The sequence below is a fragment of the Kitasatospora sp. NPDC004745 genome (assembly GCF_042873275.1).
Lineage (GTDB): Bacteria > Actinomycetota > Actinomycetes > Streptomycetales > Streptomycetaceae > Kitasatospora.
The window spans coordinates 661,039-687,959 of sequence record NZ_JBIALK010000002.1; the positions used below are offsets into that span (position 1 = coordinate 661,039).

Annotated in this window: 28 protein-coding genes; 20 read left to right on the forward strand and 8 right to left on the reverse strand. The window is 72.1% G+C overall.

Features of this window, described 5'->3' with window-relative positions:
• Positions 1–5: 5 nt before the first annotated feature.
• The 6 genes from ACFYUY_RS06610 to ACFYUY_RS06635 form a co-directional block, all read right to left on the reverse strand.
• The gene (locus ACFYUY_RS06610) at positions 6–440 is read right to left on the reverse strand and encodes an NUDIX hydrolase (RefSeq protein WP_387898497.1); all 435 of its coding nucleotides are present in this window, start codon (positions 438–440) and stop codon (positions 6–8) included.
• The gene (locus ACFYUY_RS06615; protein WP_387898500.1) at positions 437–574 is read right to left on the reverse strand and encodes a hypothetical protein; all 138 of its coding nucleotides are present in this window, start codon (positions 572–574) and stop codon (positions 437–439) included. Before ACFYUY_RS06615 ends, ACFYUY_RS06610 begins: the two co-directional genes overlap by 4 nt.
• Positions 564–1,373: an aminoglycoside phosphotransferase gene (locus tag ACFYUY_RS06620; RefSeq protein WP_360223306.1), complete on the reverse strand. Its 810-nt coding sequence runs from the start codon at positions 1,371–1,373 to the stop codon at positions 564–566. The genes ACFYUY_RS06615 and ACFYUY_RS06620 overlap by 11 nt, the downstream gene beginning before the upstream one ends.
• A 70-nt stretch (positions 1,374–1,443) precedes the next feature.
• On the reverse strand, positions 1,444–1,575 hold the full coding sequence (locus ACFYUY_RS06625) for a hypothetical protein (RefSeq protein ID WP_360223309.1): 132 nt from the start codon (positions 1,573–1,575) through the stop codon (positions 1,444–1,446).
• The gene (locus ACFYUY_RS06630) at positions 1,572–2,693 is read right to left on the reverse strand and encodes a radical SAM protein (RefSeq protein ID WP_387898503.1); all 1,122 of its coding nucleotides are present in this window, start codon (positions 2,691–2,693) and stop codon (positions 1,572–1,574) included. Before ACFYUY_RS06630 ends, ACFYUY_RS06625 begins: the two co-directional genes overlap by 4 nt.
• A 297-nt stretch (positions 2,694–2,990) precedes the next feature.
• Entirely contained in the window at positions 2,991–3,509 is a 519-nt protein-coding gene (locus ACFYUY_RS06635) for an ATP-binding protein (protein WP_387898506.1), read from the reverse strand.
• A gap of 197 nt (positions 3,510–3,706) precedes the next feature.
• Between ACFYUY_RS06635 and ACFYUY_RS06640 the strand changes: the two genes are divergently transcribed.
• Both ACFYUY_RS06640 and ACFYUY_RS06645 read left to right on the forward strand, forming a co-directional pair.
• On the forward strand, positions 3,707–5,017 hold the full coding sequence (locus ACFYUY_RS06640; RefSeq protein ID WP_387898509.1) for a helix-turn-helix transcriptional regulator: 1,311 nt from the start codon (positions 3,707–3,709) through the stop codon (positions 5,015–5,017).
• A gap of 22 nt (positions 5,018–5,039) precedes the next feature.
• Positions 5,040–5,399, forward strand: a complete 360-nt coding sequence (locus ACFYUY_RS06645; protein ID WP_387898512.1) for a hypothetical protein — start codon at positions 5,040–5,042, stop codon at positions 5,397–5,399.
• 1,270 nt (positions 5,400–6,669) lie between these two features.
• On the opposite strand, the gene ACFYUY_RS06650 is transcribed toward ACFYUY_RS06645, so the two are convergent.
• Entirely contained in the window at positions 6,670–7,308 is a 639-nt protein-coding gene (locus ACFYUY_RS06650; RefSeq protein ID WP_360212484.1) for a TIGR03085 family metal-binding protein, read from the reverse strand.
• Between the two features lie 25 nt (positions 7,309–7,333).
• Positions 7,334–7,915, reverse strand: coding sequence for a hypothetical protein (locus tag ACFYUY_RS06655; RefSeq protein ID WP_387898515.1), 582 nt, complete (start codon positions 7,913–7,915; stop codon positions 7,334–7,336).
• 125 nt (positions 7,916–8,040) lie between these two features.
• Between ACFYUY_RS06655 and ACFYUY_RS06660 the strand changes: the two genes are divergently transcribed.
• The 18 genes from ACFYUY_RS06660 to ACFYUY_RS06745 all read left to right on the forward strand — a co-directional run bounded on the left by ACFYUY_RS06660 (position 8,041) and on the right by ACFYUY_RS06745 (position 26,861).
• A complete protein-coding gene (locus tag ACFYUY_RS06660) occupies positions 8,041–8,517 on the forward strand; it encodes a hypothetical protein (RefSeq protein WP_387898518.1) in 477 nt (158 codons plus the stop codon).
• A gap of 73 nt (positions 8,518–8,590) precedes the next feature.
• The gene (gene hisI, locus ACFYUY_RS06665; protein ID WP_360212478.1) at positions 8,591–8,962 is read left to right on the forward strand and encodes a phosphoribosyl-AMP cyclohydrolase; all 372 of its coding nucleotides are present in this window, start codon (positions 8,591–8,593) and stop codon (positions 8,960–8,962) included.
• Positions 8,963–9,032: 70 nt separating this feature from the next.
• Entirely contained in the window at positions 9,033–10,556 is a 1,524-nt protein-coding gene (locus ACFYUY_RS06670; protein ID WP_360212476.1) for an anthranilate synthase component I, read from the forward strand.
• 41 nt (positions 10,557–10,597) lie between these two features.
• The gene (locus tag ACFYUY_RS06675; protein WP_387898522.1) at positions 10,598–11,071 is read left to right on the forward strand and encodes a hypothetical protein; all 474 of its coding nucleotides are present in this window, start codon (positions 10,598–10,600) and stop codon (positions 11,069–11,071) included.
• Positions 11,072–11,097: 26 nt separating this feature from the next.
• Positions 11,098–11,700 carry a TIGR02234 family membrane protein gene (locus ACFYUY_RS06680; RefSeq protein ID WP_360212472.1) on the forward strand — a complete coding sequence of 201 codons (603 nt, stop codon included), beginning with the start codon at positions 11,098–11,100 and terminating at the stop codon, positions 11,698–11,700.
• Positions 11,701–11,835: 135 nt separating this feature from the next.
• Positions 11,836–12,108 (forward strand): HGxxPAAW family protein, encoded by a 273-nt coding sequence (locus tag ACFYUY_RS06685; protein WP_360212470.1) that lies wholly within the window; start codon positions 11,836–11,838, stop codon positions 12,106–12,108.
• Between the two features lie 88 nt (positions 12,109–12,196).
• Entirely contained in the window at positions 12,197–12,637 is a 441-nt protein-coding gene (locus tag ACFYUY_RS06690; protein ID WP_387898526.1) for a DUF2752 domain-containing protein, read from the forward strand.
• 351 nt (positions 12,638–12,988) lie between these two features.
• Complete coding sequence (gene trpC, locus ACFYUY_RS06695; protein WP_360212466.1) at positions 12,989–13,795, forward strand: indole-3-glycerol phosphate synthase TrpC; 807 nt, start codon at positions 12,989–12,991, stop codon at positions 13,793–13,795.
• A 9-nt stretch (positions 13,796–13,804) separates the two neighbouring features.
• Positions 13,805–13,993, forward strand: coding sequence for a tryptophan biosynthesis modulator TrpM (trpM, locus tag ACFYUY_RS06700; protein WP_387898528.1), 189 nt, complete (start codon positions 13,805–13,807; stop codon positions 13,991–13,993).
• An 11-nt stretch (positions 13,994–14,004) separates the two neighbouring features.
• Positions 14,005–15,276, forward strand: coding sequence for a tryptophan synthase subunit beta (trpB, locus tag ACFYUY_RS06705; protein WP_360212465.1), 1,272 nt, complete (start codon positions 14,005–14,007; stop codon positions 15,274–15,276).
• A 2-nt stretch (positions 15,277–15,278) separates the two neighbouring features.
• The gene (gene trpA, locus ACFYUY_RS06710; RefSeq protein ID WP_360212463.1) at positions 15,279–16,088 is read left to right on the forward strand and encodes a tryptophan synthase subunit alpha; all 810 of its coding nucleotides are present in this window, start codon (positions 15,279–15,281) and stop codon (positions 16,086–16,088) included.
• A gap of 246 nt (positions 16,089–16,334) precedes the next feature.
• Positions 16,335–16,586: a hypothetical protein gene (locus ACFYUY_RS06715; RefSeq protein WP_360212461.1), complete on the forward strand. Its 252-nt coding sequence runs from the start codon at positions 16,335–16,337 to the stop codon at positions 16,584–16,586.
• 162 nt (positions 16,587–16,748) lie between these two features.
• Positions 16,749–17,267: a MauE/DoxX family redox-associated membrane protein gene (locus ACFYUY_RS06720; RefSeq protein ID WP_360212459.1), complete on the forward strand. Its 519-nt coding sequence runs from the start codon at positions 16,749–16,751 to the stop codon at positions 17,265–17,267.
• A gap of 68 nt (positions 17,268–17,335) precedes the next feature.
• The gene (locus ACFYUY_RS06725; RefSeq protein WP_360212457.1) at positions 17,336–18,199 is read left to right on the forward strand and encodes a thioredoxin domain-containing protein; all 864 of its coding nucleotides are present in this window, start codon (positions 17,336–17,338) and stop codon (positions 18,197–18,199) included.
• A gap of 193 nt (positions 18,200–18,392) precedes the next feature.
• Entirely contained in the window at positions 18,393–19,421 is a 1,029-nt protein-coding gene (gene lgt, locus ACFYUY_RS06730) for a prolipoprotein diacylglyceryl transferase (protein WP_387898534.1), read from the forward strand.
• Positions 19,422–19,581: 160 nt separating this feature from the next.
• The gene (locus tag ACFYUY_RS06735; protein WP_360212499.1) at positions 19,582–20,304 is read left to right on the forward strand and encodes a VIT1/CCC1 transporter family protein; all 723 of its coding nucleotides are present in this window, start codon (positions 19,582–19,584) and stop codon (positions 20,302–20,304) included.
• A 502-nt stretch (positions 20,305–20,806) separates the two neighbouring features.
• Entirely contained in the window at positions 20,807–25,408 is a 4,602-nt protein-coding gene (gene gltB / locus ACFYUY_RS06740; protein ID WP_360212498.1) for a glutamate synthase large subunit, read from the forward strand.
• Complete coding sequence (locus ACFYUY_RS06745; protein ID WP_360212454.1) at positions 25,401–26,861, forward strand: glutamate synthase subunit beta; 1,461 nt, start codon at positions 25,401–25,403, stop codon at positions 26,859–26,861. The genes gltB and ACFYUY_RS06745 overlap by 8 nt, the downstream gene beginning before the upstream one ends.
• Positions 26,862–26,921: the final 60 nt, after the last annotated feature.

A 26,921-nucleotide genomic window follows, 5' to 3' on the forward strand; every position in this document is an offset into this window, starting at 1 on the left:
GTAGCTCAGGGTGCGATCAGCTTGCGGACCGCGTCACTCACCGCGGGCAGCTCACCCGGGAGGGCCCACTGGTGGGCGTCGTGTTCGGTGAGGACGACGGGTTCGTACTTCTCCACCGTGACGGCGAAGGTGAACTGGCGGGTCCTGCCGCCGCGGCTGTCGGCGTAGTCGAAGTGACCGATGTAGCCGGTGACCTGGTCGACGGTCAGGCCGGTCTCCTCGGCGGTCTCCCGGCGGAGGGCATCCACGATGGTTTCCCCGGTCTCGACCGTACCGGACGGGATCTCCCACAGGCCGCCCCTGTAGTCGTCCGGGTTGCGACGGACGAGCAGGATGCGGCCGTCGCGGTCGATCACGGCGGCGGCGACGAAGCCGGTGATCCCAGCGGCTTCGGCGTCGGCCGCCAGGCCGGCCACGAACTCGGGGGAGGCGACGGTCACGGCAGCTCCTCGTGATGGTCGCTGATCTCGACGGCCGCGCGGACGTACTGCTCGGCCACCCTCAGATCCTGCTCACGATGCCAGACCGGGAGCTTGATCGTGTGGGTGCTCAGGTCCGAACCGTCACCGAGCACTCCGGAACCGCGCCCACCGCTGGGCGGCCCGGTTCAGCCCAGCGGTCCACGGGTCCGGGTCATCTCCGGCGATGTCGGTCCACATGCGCGCCTGAGCCCGTGCGAAGGCGTCCACCACGGTCGGATCGCCGCTCTTCCACGTCGGAACCCTTGCCGCCCAGGTCTCTGCCGCGGCCGGGCTGTGGCCGCCTGCGGCGATCAACCAGATCACCCAGAGGGCTGGGTCGATCCAGGGTGCCCCCCGTGTGGCCCACGCCCAGTCGACCAGGAGAGCGCGGCCGCCTCGAACCAGGACGTTCTCGTTGTTCAGGTCGGTGTGCAGCAGGGAACCCCCGGCGAACCGGGCCGGCATCCCGGGGTCGTCCACGTAGGCGGCCCACCGCTGCTCGGCGCGGCGCAGCTCGATCGGCGGGCACGGGGTGCGGCCGAGCCGGCTGAGAGCCCCGACCAGCAACTCCAGCTCCCCGGCCTGGCGGTAGTCGGCGTGGCGGGCCTCGACGTGCTCGAACGCGACGAGGCTCCAGCCGTCGACGTCCAGGTGCCACAGCAGCGAGGGGGCGAGGCCCACCACGTACGGGTTGATCTCCGTCTCACGCCGTTGGGTCCACACGCGTGGGTGACTCAGCCGCATCCCCTTGACGAAGACGGTGCTGTCGGCGGTGGTGAGCGTGGCGGCGATCTCGGAGTTGAAACCTGCCGAGACCGTCTCCGAAGCAAGGATGGGCGTTCCGAGGCGGGCGGCGACGGCCCGGTGTACGGCTTCGGGTAGATCTGCCCAGTGCATGCGGATGGTGGTCACGGTACCCAGGCTCCCAGAGTCGGCCCGGAGGCCGACGGCACCACAGCCGTCGGCCTCCGGAGCTCGCGCCCTACCGGTACGGGTTGTCGTCGCTGCACCCGGGGAGGGCGTCAGCACTGAAGTCCTCCATGTCGTCGATGAATGCCAGCGCCTCGTCGTCCTCACGTCGGGTGGCGGTCAGCTCGACCATGACAGCGGTCATCCCGAGTCTCCCTTCTGTTCGTGTTGGCAGTAGGTGTTCAGTGGTGCCTTCGCCTCCTGATAGCGCTTGGCCAGCGGTCGGCAGACCGAACAGAGTCCGGAGAGACGACAGCCGGAACAGCCACCGGTGCGAAGCATGAGGCGGTCGGCGATTGCGCCGAGCCGGACGAGACCTTCGACGCCTTCGGCCATGAGGTCGATCTGCTCGTCCCGGCCGACCTTGCACATCGATGCCCGTCCGTGCGGATCGACGTGCAGGAAGGTGTGTCCCGCGTTGCAGCCCGTGAAGCGTTCGAGGGCCTTCAGGTGGGCGGGTGACTGGGACGCAAGCGACTCCGCGCCGCCGTAGATCGTCGGCGACATGTGGGTGTACTCCTTGTATGGAATGCCCAGTTCGTCGGCCATACCGCGCATTCGGTCGTTCTCGTGTGCGTTCTGCGCGGTGACGATCAACGCCAGCCGTAGGGGAAGGCCGGCCTCGACCCCAGCGGCCAGCCCGCGGGTGACCCTTCTGAAGGCGCCCCGGCGGCGGGTGAAGGAGTCGTACGTCTCCGCGGTCGCTCCGTAGAGCGACACCGTGACCCGGTACGGCCTGCTGGTGGTGAGCGATTCCAGGATGGTGGGGCTCGTCAGCCGAGTGCCGTTCGTCAAAACCTCGACCATCATTCCGAGGTCGTGCGCGAGCCGGCAGGAGGCCGCGAAGTGGGGGTCGATCAGCGCCTCGCCTCCCGTGATCTGCAGCCACAACACCCCTGCGTCCCGCAGGATCAGGAGCAGCCGCTGCTTGCCTTCGGCGTCCAGGCCGGCAAACCGCTTCTCCCCGAGGTAGCAGTGTTCGCAGTCCAGGTCACAGCCGAGATTGATCTCCCAGCTCGCCCGGCTATGGCCGTACACCGGGGCGTCGCGGATGTGCACGGCATGACTGACCGGCCGAGGGGCGACGTCGATCCCCCACCGGCTGCGGGCGGCGTCCGTGAGCCAGAGTGGAACGGCGAGCCCGGATCCGTGGGACTGCGCCAGTTCCCGGAAGCGCCGTTCGGGCAGCGCGATGCCCTCCAGGCGGCCTGGTCGCAACACGACGAAGCTGTTCAGAAACGGGCTCGCGATCAGGTCGTGCATGGTACGGCTCCTTTGCCGGTGGGTTCCTGGGGCTGCTTCGGCAGGGAGATCAGCCGGTCCGGTTGAACGGTCGACACCCTCAGACCATCTGAGACTCGGCAGCGGCACGTAGGACTCGCAGGTGAGCCTCGGCGGCCGACACGGTGTAGAAGCGCCTGATCCGGTCCGAGGAGCCTGGAACGCGCACGTACTCGTGTCGGGCCCGGTCATAGATCCCCCAGCAGTCCAGCAGGACAAAGTGCGGACTCCGGGAGTCGATCAAGCGGACTACGTACCGAGTGGGCGTGGAAGGCTCGGTCACCGAACGGTCTCCGTCCTCAGCCGGCTCTCGCCGGCCCGGGCCTGCTGCTGCGCCCGGACCTGAACCGCGGAGACGAGTACGGCGAGCCGCGCGTCTCCCGTCACGATCCGGTCGGGTGCCACCTCGAACCACACGACCTTGCCCGTCTCCACCGGGTACCAGCCCCAGGAGTGAGCCAGCGCTTCCACCAGGAGGAGGCCACGGCCGGCGGTGGCCATGTCGTCGGGCGCGCTCCTCTGTGGCAGGCCCGGGTCCGCATCCATCACCTCGACCCGCAGACGCACACCGGTCCACCGGACCGTCACTCGGCAGGGCCCGGCTGCATGTTCAAGAGCGTTGGCGAGCAGTTCGGCCGCGCACAGTTCCACGTCGCGCACGGCGTCATCCGCTATGGGGACTTCCCATGAGCGAACGAGGCGGGCGACGTTCCGGCGCGTCGCGGGAACCGACGCGAGATCTGCCTCGACGTCCCACTCACCCGACATCGGCACCATTGGGGTGTTTAGCGGACTCATAGCCGTTGTACTCCAAGTCGACGTATCGGCGCCTATGCGCCTTCACGCGTCTTCGTCGCGGCCTGTTTGCCGCACCACCCAGGAAACAAGCAGCAGTTGGCGCGAACCAGAGCAATCCGGGTGCGCCTCTGGTGCATACTCGATGCACCAGGAGCTCTGACCTGGACCGATGCATCAGCAGAGCGAAGGGCAACCGCATGGCAGCCACGAGGCCACGGCTGGCACAACGGCGAAAGGCCCTGGGCTACAGTCAGGAGAGGCTTGCCGAGGCACTCGGTGTCGACCGTTCGACGGTCGCCCGTTGGGAGCGCGGCGAGACCGAGCCGCAGCCGCACATCCGGCCCAGGCTCGCCCGGCTCCTGGAGGTCACCACCTCGGAGCTCGGAGCCGTATTCGGGCCGCGGCCGAGCCGCAGCGATCCCTTAGCGGCCCTTCCGCAGGCAGGGGCCGTCACCTCAGCCACCGCTGCGGCCTCCTGGACCTATCTGGATGCGGGTGACGTTGACGAAATGAACCGCCGTGAGTTCCTCCAGGCGCTGAGCGTCACCGGGACGCTGGTTGCGTTGCCGCCCCTTGATCGGGGCCACGCTGTGGAACGGGTAGCAGCTTCGTCCGCCACCGATCTGGGTCTCCACGGACAGGTGACCGCGCACCTGTGGCGGAGCTTCTCGTTCGCCGGTGCCAAGTCAGCGGTCTATCCGATGGTTCGAGAACAACTTGCAGTGCTCATCGAGACTTTCGAGCGGGCCAAGACCGAAGCTGAGCGCCAGCAGCTCTGCATCCTCTCTGCAGACCTCTTCCAGCTTGCCGGTGAGATCTTCTTCGACGGGAATCGCCACACCGATGCTGCTCACTGCTACGCCCTGGCCGCCAGCGCTGCGCGCGAGGCGAGGGCTCATGATCTTTGGGCCTGTGCTCTGACTCGGCATGCCTTCATCAGCCTTTACGAGCGGAAGTTCGCAAAGGCAGTCACCATGCTCAACGCCGCCTCTGAGCTGGCCAAAAGAGGAGACCGAGAACTCTCGACACGCTATTGGGTGGCGGCCGTCCTAGCCGAGGCGTATGCCGGCCTGGGTGACCTCGACTCATGTAACCGGGCTTTGGACGTCGCAGGGCAGGTCCACGCACTCTCGGGGCAGATCCACAACGGTGGCTGGCTACGCTTCGACGGTTCCCGGCTTGCTGAGGAGCGAGGTACCTGCTACATCCGGCTATGCAGGCCGGATCTCGCGGAGAAGGCCCTCACGGAGGCGTTGAAGCCGACGCTGTCCCCGCGGCGACGGGGGAGCGTTCTCACCGACCTCGCCATACTCGGAGTTCAGCGAAGCGACCGTGATCACCTACTGTGCTATGCCGGTGAAGCCTTGGCGCTCGCCAGGAGGAGCGGATCAGGGTACGTCAGCAGCAAGTTGCGTGAGCTTCGAGGCCACCTCGAACCACTAAAGGCTGACCAGCGCATCTCTATGCTGAGCAGCCAGATTGCGAGTCTGCCCGCGATTCCATCCTGAACAGACGACGAGAGGACTGAGCATGGAGAACGAGGACGGCCGGATCTTCCGTGAGGCATGGATCGCCGGGGTCAGGAGGCACTTCCCGGGTGAGCCGAAGCCGGGATACATCACGCCCTGGGACGAGACTCCGGACTGGGAGCGCGAGTCGGCTGCCGCGGTGTTCGGTCAGGTTCGCGACTTCGTCACGGTGAGCGGCGGCATGACCGCGAAGCTCAGCAGGGAGCAGAAGGGCCGCTTCGTCGCCCTGTGCTGGATCGCCCAGATCCACAAGCACATCCCGGACCCGAAGCCGAGCTATGTCGCCGACTGGGGCGCCCTGCCGGAATGGCAGAAGGAGACGGACGCCGACATCTTCGAGGAGATCGAGCGGATCGTCTGACCTGTCGTCGGTCGGCCTCGCGGCGCGGGCGCCGTGAGGCCGACGGGCAGTGCGCATAGCCTCGATGGTTTATGGGATAAACGCCCTTATTGCAAAGGGAAGTCGTTCCGGTGGTTGGCGTGTTACGTTCCGAACCGCAAGAGAAAAGGCGACCCCGGCGGTGCTACCAACACCCCGGGGTCCGGCACCAGGAGCACAACCTCCCGATGCGTATCCATCGTACAGAACACGTACGGCACTTCACCGTTCTTCCCAACGCCGTGCTGCAGTACCGGCAGTTGAGCTACACCGCCCGCGGTCTTCTCGCGGATCTCCTCTCGCGTCCTGACGGCTGGCGGGAGGACGGCCGACACATGGCGGACTCCAGTCTGCAGGGGCGCGGCGCCGTCCGCCGGGCCCTGAGGGAACTGACCGAGGCCGGGTTCTACCGGGTCGAGAAGATCCGCCGGCTCGACGGGACGATCCGTAGCGAGGCCCACGTCTACGACACCCCGCAGTGCTTCTCGCCGGGTGTCGCCCCTCCGGCGCCCGGTCGATCGGGCCCCGGTCCTGCTGGCGGCTCTCCAAAAGACCGGGAGCAAGAAACCTCCCTCCCCGCGGGGCCGGCCGATGGAAGCGACCCTGAAGCGGGAGGGGGTGTTCCGGGGAGATCCCGGGAGTCGACGGCCGTGCCTGATGAGGCGGTCCTTGAGGCAACGGCCACCTTGTTGCGGGTGATCAGGCCCGAACCCCGGCTTCGGCTCGGAGAGGCCGAGGCGCGGGAGTTGGCGCCCTTGGTCCTCCAATGGCTGGATCGAGGCAGTTCGCCGACCGACCTGGCCCAGGCCTTGTTGCCGGGTCTGCCTGCTCCCGTGCACTCCGCCGCGGCGGTGCTCCGCTACCGGCTGCAGCACAAGATGCCGTCCCCCTGCGCCCCAGGACGTCCTTCAGCGGCCCGGTACGCGGAGTGTGTCGAGTGCCGTGACCCGGTGCCGAAATCAGGCATCTGCCGGTCCTGCGCGGGGCCGGGGAAGGGGGCTCCGGGCATCGGGTGCGGAGCTTCCGTGACGGCCGGGGGCGCGACGCGGGCGCGGCGTGCCCTGCTGGCGGCCAGAGCCGTGCACGCAGGCGGTTGCCGCCCGGCGGCAACCGCCTGTTGAGTCGGCACATTCGCGGTCGGGCGCCGCTTGGCCGGGTTCCTGTGGCTCGGGGCGTCGGCCTCCTCTGGGGAGGGGGCCGCCGCACTCACCAAATCCTGTGGCTTCTCCCTGGGCTTTCGGCTCCTGCCGGGCTACGGGAGCGGGAGGATGTGGCGGAGGGCTTCGACGGCGTCGGGGGCGCCGTCGGCGGTGAGGGTGGTGCGGGCGCCGCGGCCGTAGACGAAGAGGACCAGCTCGCCCGGTTCGCCGGTGAGGCGGACGGTGGGGGCGCCGGCGGGGCCGACGGTGAGGGAGCGGCCGTCGGGGCGCTCCAGGACGAGGCGGACGGGGGAGCGGCGGCCGGCCTCGAAGCGGGCGATCATCGGCAGGCGGCGCCAGAGCGCGTCGGCGCGGCCGGGCGGCACCGGGCGGGCGGTCCACTCCTCGCCCGCGCGCGCGACGTCCTCGGCGTGCACGAAGTACTCGACGGTGTTGGCGGCCTCGTCCGCGCCGGGCAGGGCGAACAGGGAGAGCAGCGGCGGGCCTGCGCGGAACGTGCGCACCAACTCCTCGTACGGGCGCCCGGCGTAGTCGTCCTGCACCCGCCGGGTCCAGTCGGCGAGCGCGCCGATCCGGATGCCGGCCGCCGCGTCGGCCCGGCGCTCGCGGATCACCAGGTGGGCGGCGAGGTCCCGGGTGGTCCACCCGGCGCAGAGGGTGGGGGCGTCAGGCCCGGCGGCGGCCAGGAGTTCGGCGAGACGGTGGCGCTCGGCGAGGGCGTGGTTCGACATGCCGCCAGCCTACGGCGTGGACAGGTCAGCGCAGGGCGCCGGTGAGCTTGGGCCCGCCCTGCTTGTTGCTGAGGGTCAGGGTGCAGGTGTAGTCCCGCCAGCCCTGCTGGTAGTTGGTGCCGGCGGGGCCGAACTGGCGCCCGTAGTACGTCTTTCCGTCGTTCTGGCGGGCCTTGGCGGCGGCCTCGGCCTCCTTGCAGCCCTCCCGCATGGCGAGCGCGATCGGGATCTCGCCGGCCAGTCCGTCGGCCAGTTTGAGGTCGGCGATGACCTGGCCGTCGTGCTCGCCGGTGCACGGGCGTTCCTCGGCCTTGGTGATCACCGGGCTCAGCTGCGGGTGGTCGAAGCAGGCGCCGACCGGGAAGAAGGCGTACGGCGGGGTCTTCGTCGGGGCGGGGGTCGGTGTCGGGGTGGGCGTCGGCGTGGGGGTCGGGGTGGCCGTGGGGGTGGGCGGGGGCGGCGCGGCGGCGGGCTTCCGCTCCTCCGGCCAGAGCAGGACGGTGGCCACCACCGCGAGCAGCACGGCCAGGACCGCCGCGACGGTGAGGACCAGGCCCCGGGACGGGCGGGATTCGGCGGCTGCGGGCGGCTGCTGCTCGGAGGTCATGGCCACGAGGATGGCCCACCGGGGGCCCGCCCGGCAGGAGGTTGGCCGAAATCGTCCCGGTACCGAGCGTCCGCGCGCCGTCGGATAGGCTCCCGGCGGCACGACACGAGTCCCGGGAGCTGGGAATGCGCGTCGGAATCACCGGTCACCAGGGTCTGTCGGGCGGCATCACGGAGATGCTGGTCCGCGGCGACCTCTGGCAGCTGGTCACCACCTTCGGCCCGTACGAACTGGTCGGCGTCAGTTGCGTCGAGGAGGGGCCGGAGAGCTGGTTCGCCCGCTCCGTCCTGGAGCACGGCGGCAAACTGGAGGTGATCGTCCCCGCGAGCGCCCCCGCGGTCGGCCGTGCCGACGACGGGCACCGGGCCACCCGGCTGCGCCTGTTGAACGAGGCCAACGCCGTCCACCGGCTGGCCGCCGTGGAGCGCGGCGGACTCGGCGACGACACCGGGCGCGCCCTGGTCGGCATGATCGACGAGCTGATCGCGGTCTGGGACGGCGAACCCGGCAGCGAACCCGCCCGGATCGCCGGACTGGCCGAGGCCGCCGGGCTGTTCGTCCACCGGATCTGGCCGTCCGGCTGCGAACGCGAGGCGTCGTAGGGCGTGTCCGGCAGGTGTCGGGGGCCGGTCCGGCACGTGCCGGGGGCCGGGTCCGGACTGCAACAATGGCCCCATGTCCACCACACCCGCCGCCCCCGGCACCACCGCCCTGGCCCCCGAGATCGCCGCCCGCCTCAAGCGGACCGAGGACGGCCTGCTCCCGGCCATCGCGCAGCAGTACGACACCGGCGAGGTGCTGATGCTCGGCTGGATGGACGACGAGGCGCTGCACCGCACGCTCACCACCGGCCGCTGCACCTACTGGAGCCGCAGCCGCAGCGAGTACTGGGTGAAGGGCGACACCTCCGGCCACGTCCAGGCGGTCAAGTCGGTGGCGCTGGACTGCGACGGCGACACGCTGCTGGTCAGGGTCGACCAGACCGGCGCGGCCTGCCACACCGGGGACCGCACCTGCTTCGACGCCGACGTGCTCCCGCTCTCCTGAACCCCGCGTTCCCCGACCGAACCCCGCCTCCCCCCGACCCCGACCGGAACTCCAGAAGGTGCCGCCCGCCATGGAACTCGAAGCCTTCCGCAAGCTCGCCGTCGACACCCGGGTCATCCCGGTCACCCGCAGGCTCCTCGCGGACGGTCTCACCCCGATCGGCCTGTACCGCAGCCTCGCCGCCGAGCGACCCGGCACCTTCCTGCTGGAGTCCGCCGAGCAGGGGCGCAGCTGGTCGCGCTACTCCTTCGTCGGCGTGCGCAGCGCCGCCGTGCTCACCGCCGGCCCGGACGGCGACGCCCGCTGGCTGGGCACCCCGCCGGTCGGCATCCCCACCACGGGGGACCCGCTGCAGGTGCTGCGCGCCGCCCTGGAGGCGCTGCACACCCCGCGGCACACCGACGACGGCCTGCCGCCGCTCACCGGCGGCCTGGTCGGCTACCTCGGCTACGACGTGGTCCGCCGGCTGGAGAAGCTGCCCGACCTCAACCCGGACGACCTGAAGCTGCCCGAGCTGACCATGCTGCTCGCCACCGACCTCGCCGTGCTCGACCACGCCGACGGCACGGTGCTGCTGATCGCCAACGCCGTCAACCACAACGACCTGGCCAGCGGCGTGGACGAGGCCCACGCGGACGCGGTGGCCCGGCTCGACGCCATGGAGGCCGACCTGCTCAAGCCGGTCGACCCGGGCCTGGCCACCTTCACCCCCTCCGGCCCCGGCGAGGCCCGCTCCCCGTTCGGCGGCGCGCCGTACCGGGCGGCCGTCGAGGAGGTCAAGGAGCGGATCCGGGCCGGCGAGGCCTTCCAGGTCGTCCCCTCGCAGCGCTTCGAGGCCCCCTGCCCGGCCTCCGCGCTGGACGTCTACCGCGTCCTGCGCACCACCAACCCCAGCCCGTACATGTACCTGTTCCGCTTCCCCGGGCCGGACGGCGGTGCCGAGGGCGGCTTCGACGTGGTCGGCTCCAGCCCGGAGGCGCTGGTCAAGGTCACCGAGGGCGAGGCGATGCTGCACCCGATCGCCGGCACCCGGCACCGCGGCGCCACCCCGCACGAGGACGCGGCGCTGGCCGCCGAGCTGCTCGCCGACCCCAAGGAGCGGGCCGAGCACCTGATGCTGGTCGACCTCGGCCGCAACGACCTGGGGCGGGTCTGTGAGCCGGGCAGCGTGGAGGTGGTCGACTTCATGCAGATCGAGCGCTACAGCCACGTGATGCACATCGTCTCCACCGTCACCGGCACGGTCGCACCCGGGCGGACCGCCTTCGACGTGCTGACCGCCTGCTTCCCCGCCGGCACCCTCTCCGGTGCGCCCAAGCCGCGGGCGATGCGGATCATCGAGGAGCTGGAGCCCACCCGCCGCGGCCTCTACGGCGGCTGCGTCGGCTACCTGGACTTCGCCGGGGACTCCGACACCGCGATCGCCATCCGCACCGCCGTGCTGCGCGACGGCACCGCCTACGTGCAGGCCGGGGCGGGTGTCGTCGCCGACTCCGACCCGCACGGGGAGGACACCGAGTGCCGCAACAAGGCGGCCGCCGTGCTGCGGGCCGTCGCCACCGCCAATACGCTGCGGACGCCGGAGATGTCGTAGGACGCCGCAACCGTCGAGGGGCGTCGAGAGAGGCGGCCGGGATGACCGAGGAGCCGAAGGGCGGGCCGGGGCGCGCGGCCCTGCACAGTGCCGCCGCCCAGATCGGCGAACAGCTGGCGGGCCGCGGCCGGGTGCTGCGCGGGGTGGTGGTCGACGCCCCGGGAGCGCCCGGCGGCGGCCTCACCGCCGACCTGGCCGTCGTCGCCCCGGACGCCCGGCCCGACGACCGCGGCCGCCACCCGGGCGCCGGTGTCGAGGCGGTGCTGGAGGCGGCCGGGCCGCACCCGGCCGGGACGGCACGGGCGTACGCGCTCGGCGGGATCCCGCTGTACGTGGTGGTCGACACGGCGGCCGCGGTCTGCACCGTGCACACCGCGCCGTCCGCCGACGGCGCCTACCGGGAGGCCGAGCGGGTGCCGTTCGGCAACGACCTGTTCCTGCCGCTCGGCGGGCGCACGGTCGTGCTGCGCACCGACGAGTTCCCGACCGGGCCGCCCACCCCGGGTTCGGTGTGACGCGTCGGGCGGGGGATAGTGGACGGGTGACCGCTCCTGACCAGACCCCCGCCCCCGCCGCCCCGGCCCCCTCCGCGGGCCGCCGGACGCTCGGCGTGATGCTGCTGCTGACCGTGCTGAGCGCCGTCCTGGTGCTGACCGCCGTCGGCCGGGTCTGGGCGGAGGGCCGGGCCGGCACCCTGGCGGTGTCCGTCACCGGCGGCGCGATCTCCGAACTGCCCGGCGGGCTGGCCCTGGTGGGCCTCGCGGCGGCCGTGGCGGTGTTCGCGGTGCGCGGCGCTGGCCGGCTCGCGGTGGGCGCGCTGACCCTGCTGGCGGGTCTCGGCGCGGCCGCCGCCTCCGCCGCGGGCGCCGGCGACACCGCCGCGCTGGACGCCGAGGCGGCCCGCAAGCTGGCCCTGACCGGCTCGGCGGCCACCGGGGTCGGCCACACCGGCTGGCCGTGGGTGGCCCTGGTCGGCGGACTGCTGCTGGCCGTCGCCGGGCTGCTCACCCTCCGCTACGGCCGCGGCTGGCCGGCGATGGGCAGCCGGTACGAGGCGCCGACCCGCAAGGCCCCGGCGCGGAGCGAGACCCCGGCGGACCTGTGGAAGGCCCTGGACCGCGGCGAGGACCCGACGTCCGGCTGACCGGCACGCGTGTGACGCGATAGACCCGGCACCCGCTTTGGGGAGCCGGTGTGTGGCCCGGCACAATGGAGGTCGTCAACCCGCCGGCGGCCCCGCAGGCCCGGCCGGGCCCCGAGAGGCTAGGAGCACCATCAGATGGCAGCAGCAGCACACGGTCACACCCCCGCCGCCTGGACCGGCGTGACCATCTCCTTCATCGGTTCCGGGATCGCGGGGGTCGCGATGATCCTCCCGTCGGTGCTGCTGGTCTGGGCCGGCCTGGCGGTCGTCCTGGCCGGTGGCGTGGTCGGCAAGGCCATGTCGATGGCGGGCATGGGCAAGCAGCCCAGCACCAACGTCTACGCCTCGCGCGAGGAGCAGGCCGAGGCCCACGCGGCCCGCGCCGCCCTCGCCGCCGCCACCGCCTGACGACGGACCTTCCGCGGACGACGGAACGGCGGGCGCGGCGCGCCCGCCGTTCCGTTCCGTCCGGGCCCGACACGGGCACAATCGGGGCGTGAACGCCGCCCCCACCGCCTCCGCCCCGTCGCCCGTCCTGCGCCGGCTGGGCCCGCCGCTGGCCGCGCTGGCGGCGGTGGCCGTCCCCACCGCCTTCGTCGCCGTGGTGGACCCGAACTCCCCCGGGCACTACCCCGACTGCCCGTTCCTGACCGCCACCGGCTGGTGGTGCCCCGGCTGCGGGGGGCTGCGCTGCGTGCACGCGCTGACCCACGGCGACCTGACCGGAGCCCTGCACGACAACGCGGTGGCCGTGCTGCTCCTCGGCGTGCTGGCGCTGCTCTGGCTGCGCTGGGGCTGGGCCGCGCTGACCGGCGGCCCGCGCCCCCGGCTCGTGGTCGGCGGCCGGCGCTGGGTGCTGATCGCGCTGCTGGTCCTGGTGTTCACCGTGGTGCGCAACCTGCCGGTCGGCGCGGGACTGGCCCCGCCGCTGGTCTGAGCGGGCGGGCACCGGTCCACATGGTGGGCCGGTGATCGGTCCACTCGATCCACCGGGGGCTTCGAGGACCGGTGGACGTCCGGTGAAACCGCAGTTGAGAGCCGCTCCAGGGGGCGTCCGGTCCGCGAGACGCGCCCCGGGCGGATGCGCCCCGCGCCCCCCGGTGCCGATACCATCGAAGAGCCACCGGGTCCGTCCCGGTCGGCTCGTCGCTAGCGAACTAGCAGAAATGATGGGGGCACTTCGCGTGAGCGAGCGATGGGGGTACCTCCAGCCGCAGGCTGGGGGAGAGCGAACCATTGACAGGTGCGTGTTGCGCGCAGCGCCTGCCGAGCGAAGCGAGGTGGGCGCATGAGTGTGCTCGACACGATCATCGAGGGGGTCCGCGAGGACCTCGCCGAACGCCAGGCCCGGGTCTCCCTGGACGAGCTCAAGGAGCGCGCCGCCAAGGCCCCCGAGGCCAAGGACGGCGTCGCCGCCCTGAAGGGCGACGGGGTCCGGGTGATCTGCGAGGTGAAGCGCTCCAGCCCGTCCAAGGGCGCGCTGGCCGCGATCGCCGACCCGGCCGCACTGGCGGGCGACTACGCGGCCGGCGGGGCAGCCGCGATCAGCGTGCTGACCGAGCAGCGCCGCTTCGGCGGGTCGCTGGCCGACCTGGACGCCGTCCGCGCCGCGGTGGACACCCCGCTGCTGCGCAAGGACTTCATCGTCACCGCGTACCAGCTGTGGGAGGCCCGGGCGCACGGCGCCGACCTCGCGCTGCTGATCGTCGCCGCCCTCGAGCAGCCGGCCCTGGTGTCGCTGATCGAGCGCGCCGAGTCGATCGGCCTCACCCCGCTGGTCGAGGTGCACGACGAGGAGGAGATCAAGCGCGCGGTGGACGCCGGGGCGCGGATCATCGGCGTCAACGCCCGCAACCTCAAGACCCTCGAGGTGGACCGCAACACCTTCGGCAACGTGGTCCACGCCATCCCGGACAGCGTCGTCAAGGTCGCCGAGTCCGGCGTGCGCGGCCCGCTGGACGTGATCTCCTACGCCAACCTGGGCGCCGACGCGGTGCTCGTGGGCGAGTCCCTGGTGACCGGCAAGGACCCGCGCGCCGCGGTCGCCGACCTGGTCGCCGCCGGGGCCCACCCCGCCGTCCGGCACAAGGACTGACCGGCCGACATGAAGATCGCCACCCGCCTCGCCCCCGGTTGCCGCCCGCGCGGCTGCCGCGCGCCCGCACGCCGGGTGCTGGGGCGGCGGGTGCGGTACGTGATCGGCTGCGAGCCCGGGCAGGTGCCGGGCCGCCGATGGCGGCTGACGTTCGGCCGGTCCCGGCCAGAAGACGTCACTGTCGTCATCTCCCCCTAAGGACTTCCACCATGTCCGACAAGTCCGCGAAGGACTACCTCCCCGGCGCCCAGGTGCCGGACGCCCGGGGCTACTTCGGCGCCTACGGCGGCCGTTTCATCCCGGAGGCGCTGGTCGCCGCCGTCGAGCAGGTCGCCGAGGAGTACGAGAAGGCCAAGTCCGACCCGGCCTTCACCGCCGAGCTGGACGCCCTGCTCAAGGACTACACCGGCCGGCCGAGCCCGCTGACCGACGTGCACCGCTTCTCCGCCGAGGCGGGCGGCGCGCGCGTCCTGCTCAAGCGCGAGGACCTCAACCACACCGGCTCGCACAAGATCAACAACGTGCTGGGTCAGGCCCTCCTCACCCGGCGGATGGGCAAGACCCGGATCATCGCCGAGACCGGCGCCGGCCAGCACGGCGTGGCCACCGCGACCGCCTGCGCGCTGTTCGGCTTCGACTGCACCATCTACATGGGCGAGGTCGACACCCAGCGCCAGGCGCTGAACGTCGCCCGGATGCGGATGCTGGGCGCCGAGGTGGTGTCCGTCACCTCCGGCAGCCGCACCCTCAAGGACGCCATCAACGAGGCGTTCCGCGACTGGGTCGCCAACGTGGACTCCACCCACTACCTGTTCGGCACCGTCGCCGGCCCGCACCCCTTCCCGATGATGGTCCGCGACTTCCACCGGGTCATCGGCGTCGAGGCGCGCCAGCAGGTCCTCGACCGCACCGGGCGGCTGCCCGACGCCGTCGTCGCCTGCGTCGGCGGCGGCTCCAACGCGATGGGCATCTTCCACGAGTTCATCCCCGACGCCGGCGTGCGCCTGATCGGCTGCGAGGCCGCCGGCGAGGGCGCCGAGACCCCCCGGCACGCCGCCACCCTCACCAAGGGCGACCCCGGCGTGCTGCACGGCTCGCGCACCTACGTCCTGCAGGACGAGGACGGCCAGACCATCGAGTCGCACTCCATCTCGGCCGGCCTCGACTACCCGGGCGTCGGCCCGGAGCACGCCTGGCTGAAGGACTCCGGCCGGGCCGAGTACCGCCCCGTCACCGACGACGCCGCCATGCAGGCGCTGCGGCTGCTGTCCCGCACCGAGGGCATCATCCCGGCCATCGAGAGCGCCCACGCGCTCGCCGGGGCCCTCGAACTGGGCCGTGAACTCGGGCCCGAGGCCACCATCCTGGTCTCGCTCTCCGGGCGCGGCGACAAGGACATGCACACCGCGGCCGAGTACTTCGGCCTGTACGACGAGCCGGCCGGCGACGCGGCCCACGACTCGGCCCACGGGGGTAAGTGACCATGGCATCGAAGCTCAGCGGCATCCTGGCCGCCGCCAAGGCGGAGAACCGCGCCGCGCTGATCGGCTACCTGCCGGCCGGCTTCCCGACCGTCGACGGCGGCATCCGGGCGGTCAACGCCCTGATCGAGGGCGGCTGCGACGTCGTCGAGGTCGGCCTGCCGCACTCCGACCCGGTCCTGGACGGCGCCGTCATCCAGACCGCCGACGACATCGCGCTGCGCGGCGGCGTGCGGATCAAGGACGTGCTGCGCACCGTCCAGGAGGTCGCCACCGCGCACCCCGAGGCGGCGGTGCTGGTGATGACCTACTGGAACCCGGTCGAGCGCTACGGCACCGCGCGCTTCGCCGCCGACCTCGCCGCCGCGGGCGGCGTCGGCTGCATCCTGCCCGACCTGCCGGTCGAGGAGTCCGAGGAGTGGCGCAAGGCGGCGGAGGAGCACGGCCTGGACACCGTGTTCGTGGTCGCCCCGAGCAGCAAGGACCACCGCCTGGCCGAGGTCACCGCGGCCGGCAGCGGCTTCGTCTACGCCGCCGCCGTGATGGGCGTGACCGGCACCCGCACCCAGGTCGGCTCGCTCGCCGAGGACCTGGTCGCCCGCACCCGGGCCACCACCGACCTCCCGGTCTGCGTGGGCCTCGGGGTCTCCACCGCGGAGCAGGCCGCCGAGGTGGCGGGCTTCGCGGACGGCGTGATCGTGGGCTCCGCGTTCGTGAAGCGGATCCTGGAGGCCGGGGACGACGAGGCGGCCGCGCTGGACGCGGTGCGCGCCGTCGCCGGCGACCTGGCGGCGGGCGTCCGCCGGCGCTGACCCGCACCCGCACCACCCGACGGCCCGCCACCCCCCTCGCGCAGGGGGGTGGCGGGCCGTCGCCCTTCGTGGCCCGCACCCGGACCGCCCGGGGGACGGGTGGCGGGCGTGCGGCGCAGCGGTGCGGCCCCGAACGGGTGAACAGCGCCGGGGACACGCATCAGGCGGGGTTGACCGGCGTTGAGTGGAGGGACGAGTGCACGGGCGACGTGCACGAGGTCGCCGAGCGAACGAAGGGGTGAGCCGGTGCCGGGTCTCCATCGGGCCGTTCTGCTGCGCGCGGCGGCCGCCGCGCTGGCCCTCGGCGCCGCCGTCGGGGCGCACACCGAGGTGGGGCAGGCGCTGGCCAAGCGCGGCGCCGAACGGGCCGTGCGGGACGCGCACGCCTGCGCGGAGGCAGCCCGGTGGGACGCCGCCGAACGGGCCGCCCGCCCGCACCACGCGGGCCGGGCCGACCCGACCGACCCGGTCCGCCCGCCCGGCTGCCACCGGCTCTGAGGCGCGCCGGGCGCCGCCGGACGGGGAACGGGTGTTCGCCGAATACGGACACACCGTCATCAGCCGTCACTCGTCCGGCTTAATTCCTGAATATGGAGGAACCACCCCTCGTCCCTTACGGTTCGTCAGGAAGTGAACGAGTTTCCCAAGGGGGGTTCCCTGATGGCCGGCCCGGCAGCGCAGCCCGGCGACTCGGCGCCCGCACCGGCGGCGCGGCCGTCGGATCCGGCCTGGAGCCTGTGGCTGGGCACCGCCGCCAGGCTCGGCCTCGCGGTGGTCTGGGGCTGGGCGGGCCTCGCCAAGATCGCCGACCCGGCGGAGGCCGCCCAGGCCGTCCGCGCCTACGAGATCCTGCCCGAAGGCCTGGTCAAACCGGTCGGCTACGCCCTGCCCTTCCTGGAGCTGGCGCTCGCCCTGCTGCTGGTGATCGGCCTCGGCGTGCGGATCGTCGCCGGCGTCTCCGCGGTGCTGCTGCTCGCCTTCATCGCCGGGATCGTCTCCGCCTGGGCGCGCGGCATCTCGATCGACTGCGGCTGCTTCGGCGGCGGTGGGCACGTCGACGCCTCGCAGACCGAGTACCTGCAGGAGATCCTGCGCGACACCGGCTTCCTGCTGCTCGCCGGGTGGCTGCTGTGGCGGCCCCGCACCAAGTTCTCGGCGGACGGCTGGCTCGCGAGCTGACCGGCCGGCCCCGCCGCACCCCGACCACCCCACCCCACGAAGGCCCTCCGACTGTGGATGTCAAGGCAATGAGCGAGAAGAACCGAGAAGGCAAGCGCACCGCCCGCGAGCGGATGCAGGCGCAGCGGGCGGCCGAGGAGGCCGCGTCCCGGCGGAAGAAGAAGCTGATCGTGGGCGGCGTGGTGCTCGCGGTGATCGCCGCCGCCGTGGTCACCGGCGTCGTGGTGCAGAACCAGCGCTCCAAGCCGGAGACCCCGACGGCCGCCCCCGCCGGGACCATCGGCGACAAGAACCTGGTCATCCCGGTCGGCTCGGCCAACGCCCCGTCCGTCCTCACCGTCTACGAGGACCCGCGCTGCCCGGCCTGCGGCATCTTCGAGCGCGAGTTCTCGCCGACCGTCGACCAGCTCGAGGACGCCGGCAAGATCTCCACCAACTACCACATCGTGTCGTTCATCGACCGGGCCGTCCCCGGCAAGGGCTCCAAGACCGCGGCCAACGCGCTGGCCTGCGCCCAGGACGCCGGGCACTTCCGGGACTACCACGACGTGCTCTACCGCAACCAGCCGGACGAGACCAGCGACGCCTTCGGGGACAAGGCCGTCCTGCTCAACCTCGCCAAGCAGGTCAACGGCCTCGACACCCCCGCCTTCCAGGCCTGCGTCAACGACAACAAGTTCGGCGGGTGGGTCTCCTCGGTGCAGCAGGACTTCGACAAGTCCAGCTACAAGTCGACCCCGACCGTGCTGCTCAACGGCCAGCCGATCTACCCCAAGAACGGCTCCGAGGAGATCACCCCGGCCAACCTGACGAAGTGGGTCGACGCCGCCAACCAGGGCAAGCAGCTCGGCACCCCCGGCTCCAACGGGCAGACTCCGGCGCCCACCAGCACCGCGTCGGAGGCCAACAACCCGTCCCCCAACGCCGGCTGAGCTCCGGAGCCGGTCCGGCCGCTCCCGCCCGGGCGCACCGGATCCACCGGACGGGCTCCACCCCGCCGGGCGCAGCCGCCGCTCCCTCCCCGTCCGGAGGGGGCGGCGGCGTCGTCCCGCGGCCCGTTGTTCGGTTTCTGTGACCCCGGGGGTGTCCGGCGGGGGCCGCGGACCCTGTAGCGTCGGAACCGCCATGGATATCGCCTACATTCCCAGCCCGTCGCGGGGCGTCCTGTACCTCGGACCCGTCCCGCTGCGCGCCTACGCCTTCTGCATCATCCTCGGTGTCGTCGTGGCCGTCTGGCTCGGCAGCAAGCGCTGGGTCGCCCGGGGCGGTGCCAAGCACACGGTCGGCGACATCGCCGTCTGGGCCGTGCCCTTCGGCCTGGTCGGCGGCCGGCTCTACCACGTGATCACCGACCACCAGCTGTACTTCGACGAGGGCAAGAACCCCTGGAACGCCTTCAAGATCTGGGAGGGCGGCCTCGGGATCTGGGGCGCGATCGCGCTGGGCGCGGTCGGCGCCTGGATCGGCGCCCGCCGCCGGGGCGTGCCGCTGCCCGCCTACGCCGACGCCATCGCGCCGGGCATCGCGCTCGCGCAGGCGCTGGGCCGCTGGGGCAACTACTTCAACCAGGAGCTGTACGGCCGCCCGACCACGCTGCCGTGGGGCCTGGAGATCGACAAGACGCTGCCCGGCGGTGAGGTCGTCAAGGGCGTCTACCACCCGACCTTCCTCTACGAGTCGATCTGGTGCGTCGCCGTCGCGCTGCTGGTGATCTGGGCGGACCGCCGCTTCACCCTGGGCCACGGGCGGGCGTTCGCGCTGTACGTGGCCGCGTACACGGTGGGCCGGTTCTGGACGGAGTGGCTGCGGATCGACGAGGCGCACGTCTACTTCGGCCTGCGGCTGAACGACTGGACCTCGATCCTGGTGTTCCTGGGCGCCGTGGCGTACCTGGTGATCGTCGGGAAGAAGCGGCCCGGCCGGGAGGACCCGGCCACCATCGACCCGGCCGCGCACGAGTCGGAGCCGGAGGCCGCCGAGGCCGCGGACGGGGCCGGCAAGGCCCGCACCGGGGCGGACGAGGAGCCGGCCGACCGGGCGCCGGAGGGTGCCGCCGGGAGGAAACCGTCCCGGTCCGTGGACGGCGAGGAGGCCGGGGAACCGGCCGCCGGAGCCGCCGACGCCACCGGCAAGGACGCCAAGAACCTGACCTGACCTGGGACTTCACCCCGGACCGGCCGCCCCCGCGATGCTCGCGGAGGGCGGCCGTCGCGGTGTTCGGACAGCCTTACTTTGCTGGAAGTGCCCAGGTCAGGGCGGCTACGTTCAAGACAGACGAATCGAACGGAGGGGAACGACCGTGAGCGCGACCACCCTGGAGCCCGAGGCCGGGCAGCACCCCCGCATACCCGCGGCGGACCACCACCGGGACGTGAACGGCGGCTGGCTGCGGCCCGCCGTGTTCGGCGCGATGGACGGCCTGGTCTCCAACTTCGCCCTGATGACCGGTGTGGTCGGCGGCGCGGCGTCCAATGGCACGGTCGTGCTGACCGGGCTCGCCGGGCTGGCGGCCGGTGCCTGCTCGATGGCGGCGGGGGAGTACACCTCGGTCGCCTCGCAGGCCGAGCTGGTCCAGGCGGAGATCGAGGTCGAGCGGCTGGAGCTGAGCCGCAACCCGCACGGCGAGCTGGCCGAGCTGGCGCAGCTGTACGTCTCCCGCGGGGTGGAGCCGGAGCTGGCCCACGAGGTCGCCCGGCAGCTGTCGGCCAATCCGGACCAGGCCCTGGAGGTCCACGCCCGGGAGGAGCTGGGCGTCGACCCCAACGACCTGCCGTCGCCGTGGGTGGCCGCCGGGTCCTCGTTCGTCTGCTTCGCGGTGGGTGCGCTGCTGCCGCTGCTGCCGTACCTGCTGGGGGCGACCTCGCTGGTGCCCGCGCTGCTGCTGTCGGCGGCGGGGCTGTTCCTGTGCGGCGCGGTGGTGGCCCGGGTGACGGCGCGCAGCTGGTGGTTCAGCGGGCTGCGGCAGCTGGTGCTGGGCGGGGCGGCGGCCGGGGTGACGTACCTGCTGGGGTGGCTGATCGGCGGCCACGTCGGCTGACCGGGCGGGCCCGCCGACCGGACGGCCGGACGGCCGGACCGGAGAGCGGGCCGGAGGGCGGGCCGGGGTGGTGGGGGAGCTCTGTGCGATGCCACAGCGGAGTGCATGACTATGCTGGTCAATGCGTGACGTTCCACACATGGATCCCCGGTACCGCCTGGCCTAGTCTCATCATCCGAGCTCAGGAACCGTGGATTCGCATCCGCGGGCAGAGCCTCGGGATGGAATCGCAGGACGCCATGATCGTCCTGTGTGGCGATCGGGTTTCGCCCCTGTTTCAGGCGGCCGACCGCCGGGCACAATCGTCGGGACGTGCACCGTGGCACGTCCCCCCATTGCCCCCTTGACCTGCGGATCCGTCCGCCATGTGGACCGGATATTCCACTTCCCGGGATCTTGGGCATCATGTAACTTGCACGAAATCGCATCAGGGCCAGCGTCGTCCCTCCTTGCACCACACCGCCGAAAGACGACGACGGGAGAGCCGATGCTGTCTGCATCCATGCACTCCGCCAACGAGCCCCAGGCCGGCGCCTCCCGCCGGCCGTACGCGCTCGTTCCGGATGCGCGACCTACCGCTCAGGGCCTGTACGACCCGCGAAACGAGCACGACGCCTGCGGCGTCGGTTTCGTCGCCACGCTGACCGGCATCGCCGACCACACCATCGTCGAGCAGGCGCTGACCGTCCTGCGCAACCTGGAGCACCGCGGCGCCACCGGCGCCGAGCCCGACTCCGGCGACGGCGCGGGCATCCTCACCCAGGTCCCGGACGCCTTCCTGCGCGGCAAGGTCGACTTCGACCTCCCCGCCGCCGGCGCCTACGCCGTCGGCATCGCCTTCCTGCCCGACCAGGACGACGAGGCCGCCGCCGCCGTCGCGCAGATCGAGGGCATCGCCGCCGAGGAGGGCTTCACCGTCCTCGGCTGGCGCGACGTCCCGGTCACCCCCGACCTGCTCGGCGCCACCGCCCGCTCGGTCATGCCCCGCTTCCGGCAGCTCTTCCTCGGCAAGGACGGCCAGGCCGGCATCGAGCTGGACCGCACCGCCTTCGTCGTCCGCAAGCGCGCCGAGCGCGAGGCCGGGGTCTACTTCCCGTCGCTGTCCGCGCGCACCATCGTCTACAAGGGCATGCTGACCACCGGCCAGCTGGAGCCCTTCTTCCCCGACCTGTCGGACCGCTCCTACGCCTCCGCCATCGGCCTGGTGCACTCGCGCTTCTCCACCAACACCTTCCCGAGCTGGCCGCTCGCCCACCCGTACCGCTTCGTCGCCCACAACGGCGAGATCAACACGGTCAAGGGCAACCGCAACTGGATGAGCGCCCGCGAGTCCCAGCTCGCCACCGACCTGATCCCCGCCAACAGCAAGGGGCAGGGCCTGGAGCGGATCTTCCCGGTCTGCACCCCGGACCACTCCGACTCGGCCTCCTTCGACGAGGTCCTGGAGCTGCTCCACCTCGGCGGCCGCTCGCTCCCGCACTCGGTGCTGATGATGATCCCGGAGGCGTGGGAGAACCACGCCACCATGGACCCGGCCCGCCGCGCGTTCTACCAGTACCACTCCAACCTGATGGAGCCCTGGGACGGCCCGGCCTGCGTCACCTTCACCGACGGCACCCAGGTCGGCGCCGTGCTCGACCGCAACGGCCTGCGCCCGGCCCGCTACTGGATCACCGAGGACGGCCTGGTCGTCCTCTCCTCCGAGGTCGGCGTGCTCGACATCGAGCAGGAGAAGGTCGCCAAGAAGGGCCGCCTGCAGCCCGGCCGGATGTTCCTCGTCGACACCGCCGAGGGCCGCATCGTCGAGGACGAGGAGATCAAGTCCGCCCTCGCCGCCGAGCACCCCTACGCGGACTGGGTCGCCGCCGGGCAGATCCAGCTCGCCAAGCTGCCCGAGCGCGAGCACATCGCCCACACCCACGCCTCGGTCACCCGCCGCCAGCAGACCTTCGGGTACACCGAGGAGGAGCTGCGCGTCATCCTCGCGCCGATGGCCAAGACCGGCGCCGAGGCGCTCGGCTCGATGGGCACCGACTCGCCGATCGCCGCGCTCAGCGAGAAGCCCCGTCTGCTCTTCGACTACTTCGTCCAGCTCTTCGCGCAGGTCACCAACCCGCCGCTGGACGCCATCCGCGAGGAGCTCGTCACCTCGCTGCTCAGCAACCTCGGCCCCGAGGGCAACCTGCTGGCCGCCGAGGCCGCCTCCTGCCGCTCCGTCGGCATCACCTTCCCGGTGATCGACAACGACGAGCTGGCCAAGCTCGTCCACATCAACGCCGACGGCGACCAGCCCGGCCTCAAGGCCGTCACGCTCTCCGGCCTGTACAAGGTCGGTGCCGGCGGCGCGGGCCTGGCCGCCCGGCTGACCGCGATCGCCGCCGAGGCCGACGCCGCGATCGCCGACGGCGCCCGGATCATCGTGCTCTCCGACCGGCACTCCGACGCCGAGCACGCCCCGATCCCCTCGCTGCTGCTCACCTCCGCGATCCACCACCACCTCATCCGCACCAAGCAGCGCACCCAGGTGTCGCTGCTGGTCGAGGCCGGTGACGTCCGCGAGGTGCACCACGTCGCGCTGCTGATCGGCTACGGCGCCGGCGCGGTCAACCCGTACCTGGCCATGGAGTCCGTCGAGGACCTCGTCGCCCAGGGCGTGTTCATCCAGGGCGTCGAGCCCGAGAAGGCCATCAAGAACCTGATCAAGGCGCTCGGCAAGGGCGTGCTCAAGGTCATGTCCAAGATGGGCATCTCCACCGTCGCCTCCTACCGCGGCGCCCAGGTCTTCGAGGCCATCGGCCTCTCCCAGGACCTGGTGGCCGGCTACTTCGCCGGCACCACCACCAAGCTCGGCGGCATCGGCCTGGACGAGATCGCCAAGGAGACCGCCGCCCGCCACGCCAAGGCCTACCCGGCCTCCGGCATCCCCGCCGCGCACCGCGCGCTGGAGATCGGCGGCGAGTACCAGTGGCGCCGCGAGGGCGAGCCGCACCTGTTCGACCCGGACACCGTCTTCCGGCTGCAGCACTCCACCCGCAACCGCCGCTACGACATCTTCAAGCAGTACACGGACCGGGTGAACGAGCAGTCCACCCGCCTGATGACGCTGCGCGGCCTGTTCGAGCTGGACGCCCTCGGCCGGACCCCCGTCCCCGTGGAGGAGGTCGAGCCGGTCTCCGCGATCGTCAAGCGCTTCTCCACCGGCGCGATGTCCTACGGCTCCATCTCCCGCGAGGCCCACGAGACCCTCGCCATCGCGATGAACCGCCTCGGCGGCAAGTCCAACACCGGCGAGGGCGGCGAGGACCCGGACCGCCTGTACGACCCCGAGCGCCGCTCGGCGATCAAGCAGGTCGCCTCCGGCCGCTTCGGCGTCACCTCCGAGTACCTCGTCAACGCCGACGACATCCAGATCAAGATGGCCCAGGGCGCCAAGCCCGGCGAGGGCGGCCAGCTGCCCGGCCACAAGGTCTACCCGTGGGTCGCCAAGACCCGGCACTCCACCCCGGGTGTCGGTCTGATCTCGCCGCCGCCGCACCACGACATCTACTCGATCGAGGACCTGGCGCAGCTGATCCACGACCTCAAGAACGCCAACCCGGCGGCCCGCATCCACGTGAAGCTGGTCTCCGAGGTCGGCGTCGGAACGGTCGCCGCGGGCGTCTCCAAGGCGCACGCGGACGTCGTCCTCGTCTCCGGCCACGACGGCGGAACCGGCGCCTCCCCGCTCACCTCGCTCAAGCACGCCGGCGGCCCCTGGGAGCTCGGCCTCGCCGAGACCCAGCAGACCCTGCTGCTCAACGGCCTGCGCGACCGCATCGTCGTGCAGACCGACGGCCAGCTCAAGACCGGCCGCGACGTCGTCATCGCCGCGCTGCTCGGCGCGGAGGAGTTCGGCTTCGCCACCGCCCCGCTGGTCGTCTCCGGCTGCATCATGATGCGCGTCTGCCACCTGGACACCTGCCCGGTCGGCGTCGCCACCCAGAACCCGGTGCTGCGCGAGCGCTTCTCCGGCAAGCCCGAGTTCGTGGTCAACTTCTTCGAGTTCATCGCCGAGGAGGTCCGGGAGATCCTGGCCTCGCTGGGCTTCCGCTCGATCGAGGAGGCCGTCGGCCACGCCGAGCACATCAACGCCCAGGGCGCGATCGACCACTGGAAGGCCGCCGGGCTCGACCTGGCCCCGCTCTTCCACGTCCCCGCGCTCCCGGACGGCGCGGCGCGGCACTGCACCACCACCCAGGACCACGCCCTGGACAAGGCCCTGGACAACCAGCTGATCACGCTGGCCGAGGACGCCCTGGAGCGCGGCGACGCCGTCCGCATCCAGCTGCCGATCCGCAACGTCAACCGCACGGTCGGCACCATGCTCGGCCACGAGGTGACCAAGCGCTACCGCGGCGAGGGCCTGCCCGAGGGCACCATCGACGTGACCTTCACCGGCTCCGCCGGCCAGTCCTTCGGCGCCTTCGTGCCGCGCGGCGTGACCCTGCGCCTGGAGGGCGACGCCAACGACTACGTCGGCAAGGGCCTCTCCGGCGGCGTCGTGGTCGTCCGCCCCGCCCGCGACGCCGCGGCCATCGGCAACGACGCCCAGAACCACGTCATCGCCGGCAACACCATCGGCTACGGCGCCACCGCCGGGCGGATCCACCTGCGCGGCAAGGCCGGCGAGCGCTTCGCCGTCCGCAACTCCGGCGCCACCCTGGTCGTCGAGGGCGTCGGCGACCACGGCCTGGAGTACATGACCGGCGGCCGGGTCGTCATCCTCGGCGAGACCGGGCGCAACCTCGCGGCCGGCATGTCCGGCGGCATCGCCTACGTGCTGGACCTGCGCCCCGCGAACGTCAACGACGGACTGGTGGGCATCGAGGCCCCCGGCGCCGCCGACCGCGAATGGCTGCGCGAGACCGTGCAGCAGCACTACGAGGAGACCGGCTCCACCGTCGCCGCCGAACTCCTGGCCGACTGGGGCGGCGGGGTGTCCCGCTTCTCCAAGATCATGCCGACCGACTACAAGGCAGTGCTCGCCGCCAAGGACGCCGCTGAGCGCGATGGCCTCTCCGAGGCCGAGACCACTCGCAAGATGATGGAGGCGGCTAATGGCTGACCCCAAGGGCTTCCTGACCACGCCCAAGCAGCTGGCCGAGCGCCGTCCCGTGGACGTCCGTCTGCGGGACTGGAACGAGGTCTACGTCGAGCGCAGCCTCCTGCCGATCATCACCAAGCAGGCCGGCCGCTGCATGGACTGCGGCATCCCGTTCTGCCACAACGGCTGCCCGCTCGGGAACCTCATCCCCGAGTGGAACGACCTCGCCTACCGGGACGACTTCGTCGGCGCGATCGAGCGCCTCCACGCGACGAACAACTTCCCGGAGTTCACCGGCCGCCTCTGCCCGGCGCCCTGCGAGTCGGCCTGCGTGCTCGGCATCAACCAGGACGCGGTGACCATCAAGAACGTCGAGGTCACCATCATCGACAAGGCCTGGGACCGGGGCGGCGTCACCCCGCAGGTCCCCGAGCGCCTCTCCGGCAAGACCGTGGCCGTCGTCGGCTCCGGCCCGGCCGGCCTGGCCGCCGCCCAGCAGCTCACCCGGGCCGGGCACACCGTGGTGGTGTACGAGCGCGCCGACCGCATCGGCGGACTGCTGCGCTACGGCATCCCCGAGTTCAAGATGGAGAAGCGCCACATCAACCGCCGCATCGAGCAGATGCGCGCGGAGGGCACCCGCTTCCGCACCGGCGTCCACGTCGGCGAGGACATCACCGGCCAGCAGCTGCGCGAGCGCTTCGACGCGGTCGTCGTCGCCGCCGGCGCCACCACCGCCCGCGACCTGCCCGTCCCCGGGCGCGAGCTCAAGGGCGTCCACCAGGCCATGGAGTACCTGCCGCTGGCCAACAAGGTGCAGGAGGGCGACTTCGTCGAGTCGCCGATCAGCGCCAAGGGCAAGCACGTCGTCGTCATCGGCGGCGGCGACACCGGCGCCGACTGCGTCGGCACCGCCCACCGCCAGGGCGCGGCCTCCGTCACCCAGCTGGAGATCATGCCCCGCCCCGGCGAGGAGCGCCCCGGCCACCAGCCCTGGCCGACCATGCCGATGACCTACAAGGTCACCTCCGCGCACGAGGAGGGCGGCGAGCGGATCTACTCCGTCAACACCACCCGCTTCACCGGCGACGAGGACGGCAACGTCCAGGAGCTCCACCTCGTCGAGGTCGAGTTCAAGGACGGCAGGTTCGAGCCCGTCCCCGGCACCGAGCGGTCCATCCCGGCCCAGCTCGTCACCCTGGCCATGGGCTTCACCGGGACGGACGTGCGCAACGGCCTGGTCGAGCAGCTGGGAGTGGACCTCGACGCGCGCGGTAACATTGGCCGCGACGGCCGGTTCGCCACCAATGTCGATGGCGTGTACGTCTGCGGAGACGCCGGCCGTGGCCAGTCGCTGATCGTCTGGGCCATCGCGGAAGGCCGCTCGGCCGCCGCCGCCGTGGACAAGCACCTCGGAGGCAAGACCCCGCTGCCCGCCCCGATCCGGCCCACCGACCGCCCCCTGGTGGTCTGACGGCCCGACCGGCCATCCGGTCCCGACCGGTCCCCACCCGGTCCCGACCGACCCCCGAAC